Genomic DNA, 2585 nt, shown 5'->3' with positions numbered 1-2585 from the left:
CGGCCACACGGCGTGCAGCGGCATGGGCCAATTCGTTCGGTTTGCCTACAACGAAAGTATCAAAGGAAAACCGACGCTCCAGCGGCGCCGTATAAGTCGATGCAGCTTTGGGTGCAGACGGGCGGCTGGCGGCAATTGCGTCTGTCTGACGAGTCACCGGCTTTGAGGCTTTTTCAGCCACTTCAAAATTCAGGCGCGCAAGCGAGCGGTCAAAGGCTTTCATCTCATGCAAGATAAGATCGGCAAAGTTCTGGCTGACGTAATTGCCAAAAAATGTGGTTGGAACATGTACGGTTGCGATGCCGGAATCGGATGGTCCCAAAACCAAAGGATCAATCCATGTTGTGTAGTTGTTTTGCCCGACCGTCTTAAGAAGTCGTTGCTTAACGTTGCCCCATTCGTCCCGTGTCATTCTTTACCTACCACATTCCATCTATGCCGCACCCTGCGGCAACTATTCGTTCAGGCCAAAAGACAAAAAAAGGCCTGTCCGGTCCCATCGGAAACCGGCCCTGTCCATCGGACTGTTAGTGTGGCGCGCGCGATCTAAGGGAGCAAACTTGCACCTATAGATACGAACGCAACCGTTCTTAAAACGTGACAGGCAAATGTGCTGGCAGCAGCATCTGCAACCTTCCGACGGGCCCATTCAGGCCTTGGAAGAAACTCGAAAATACATCAGCTACCTCTAGCAAAATAGCATCAGGTCTTCGGGTCTGTCCCCCCGCGAAGTGACTCGCATGTTCTAACTACCAAGGGGGAACCGTGTGGTTCAACAGAACATATTTGTTGACTCTGTGTTTGCTCAAAAAGAATCTCACAGCACCGTGAAAGAGGGCGCTAAAACAACACAGGCGCCACCAATGGTGACGCCTGCATAAAAACTTCTTGGTCAGATTCTTTAGGCGATTGCTTTGACCCGTGCGGCCAGACGCGACATTTTGCGCGACGCTGTGTTCTTGTGGTATACGCCTTTTGTAACGCCGCGCATCAGCTCTGGCTGTGCTGCGCGCAGTGCGGCTACTGCATCGTCTTTCACACCGGATTCGATGGCTTCTTCAACCTTGCGGATGAATGTACGGATACGCGAACGGCGTGCTTTGTTGATCGCAAAACGCTTTTCGTTCTGACGTGCGCGTTTCTTTGCTTGTGGTGTATTGGCCATGAGGATCATCCTATCAAAATATATCGTGTCAATGCGTACAACTGCTCCCGCAAGGGAGGACACCGATAGGTGATTCTAGCCTGAGCGGGCTGCACGCGCATGTATGAGGCGGGCTATAGCGGGAATTCGGTGTGGTTGTAAAGGCGGGTCTGTTTCAACGCATACCTGTCGGAGGTTAACCGTCTCGGCCCGGCTCGTTTGGATTGCTGGAAAACAGCGCGATCTTGTTGCCTTGAGGATCGCGAAGATAGCTGACGTTAAAATGAGGTCCATATGATTCACGGAAACCCGGTTGGCCTTCGTCAGAGCCGCCCGCCGCAAGGGCCGTTGCATGCAGCGCACGCACCTGGCCTTGGCTGCTTGCCTCAAACGCAATCATTGCGCCGTTTCCGGCAGAGGCCGGATTGCCGTTAAAGGTTGGTTTGACATAGAAATCCGGAAAAACCGGCTTTTGCCCCGCAGGTACAGGCAACGCATAGCTCAGGCCTTCGGGGCCTTCGTCCAGTATGTAGTCAAGCGGCAAAAGAAATGCAGAGTAGAACCGTTTTGCCTGTCCGATGTCATCGGCGCCAACTGTGACATAGGCTATCATGCGATATCACCTTAACGGTCGCGGAACTGCGCTTCGCGCTTCTCCAGAAACGCGCCCATGCCCTCGGCCTGATCTTCGGTCGCAAACATTGCGTGGAACATGCGGCGTTCAAACAGCAGACCTTCGCGCAGCGGCACTTCATAGGCGCGGTTCACGGCCTCTTTCACGACCATCACGGAAATCATGGACTTCTCGGCTATTTTGCCGGCAGCACCCAGCGCCTCTTCCATCAGCTTTTTCACAGGCACAACGCGGGAGGCGAGACCGGAGCGCTCTGCCTCGTCTGCGTCCATGAAACGACCCGTCAGGTTCATATCCATCGCTTTGGATTTCCCCACAATGCGCGTCAGACGCTGTGTTCCGCCGATACCGGCTACAACACCAAGGTTGATCTCGGGCTGGCCAAATTTCGCAGTCTCCGAGCAGATGATAAAGTCGCACATCATGGCAAGCTCACAACCGCCGCCCAGCGCGTAACCGGATACAGCAGCAATAATCGGTTTGCGAATCCGCATGATCTGGTCTGTTTGGGCGGTGAACAGATCACCCGCGAATGCGTCGACGAACGTTTTGTCCTTCATCATCGCAATATCAGCACCGGCAGCAAATGCCTTTTCTGAGCCTGTAATCACGATGCAACGCACCTTTTCATTATCCTGACAGGATTGAAGGCAATCAGCCAATTCAGTCAACAGCTGGTCATTCAGCGCATTCAACGCATCAGGCCGGTTCAGCGTTACCGTTGCCACATGGTTTTCGACGTTGAGGATGATCGTTTCGTAAGCCATTTGTGCGGCCCTTTGCTGTTGTTCAGACGTGCTTGCATAC

At 53.5% G+C, this 2585-nt stretch carries 4 protein-coding genes; all 4 read right to left on the bottom strand.

All coding sequences use genetic code 11. The features are described from left to right. The coding region (locus WBC85_RS08405; protein WP_424435227.1) for a DnaA N-terminal domain-containing protein at positions 1-412 on the bottom strand (412 nt) is incomplete at its 3' end. A 489-nt stretch (positions 413-901) separates the two neighbouring features. Further along, positions 902-1165: a 30S ribosomal protein S20 gene (rpsT, locus tag WBC85_RS08400; protein ID WP_025064016.1), complete on the bottom strand. Its 264-nt coding sequence runs from the start codon at positions 1163-1165 to the stop codon at positions 902-904. Between the two features lie 175 nt (positions 1166-1340). Next, the gene (locus tag WBC85_RS08395; protein WP_424435222.1) at positions 1341-1757 is read right to left on the bottom strand and encodes a VOC family protein; all 417 of its coding nucleotides are present in this window, start codon (positions 1755-1757) and stop codon (positions 1341-1343) included. A gap of 11 nt (positions 1758-1768) precedes the next feature. Further along, positions 1769-2545, bottom strand: a complete 777-nt coding sequence (locus tag WBC85_RS08390) for an enoyl-CoA hydratase (protein WP_424435230.1) — start codon at positions 2543-2545, stop codon at positions 1769-1771. Positions 2546-2585 lie beyond the last annotated feature (40 nt).

The organism is Planktotalea sp., assembly GCF_049680325.1.
Taxonomy (GTDB): Bacteria; Pseudomonadota; Alphaproteobacteria; order Rhodobacterales; family Rhodobacteraceae; genus Planktotalea.
The sequence above is the reverse complement of the archived record's forward strand: the minus strand, read 5'-3'. Positions and strand labels throughout refer to the sequence as shown.

Bases quoted from the DNA above. Each gene is read 5' to 3' on its own strand.
- rpsT (WP_025064016.1), bottom strand. From the start codon at position 1,165: ATGGCCAATACACCACAAGCAAAGAAACGCGCACGTCAGAACGAAAAG.
- WBC85_RS08395 (WP_424435222.1), bottom strand. From the start codon at position 1,757: ATGATAGCCTATGTCACAGTTGGCGCCGATGACATCGGACAGGCAAAA.
- WBC85_RS08390 (WP_424435230.1), bottom strand. From the start codon at position 2,545: ATGGCTTACGAAACGATCATCCTCAACGTCGAAAACCATGTGGCAACG.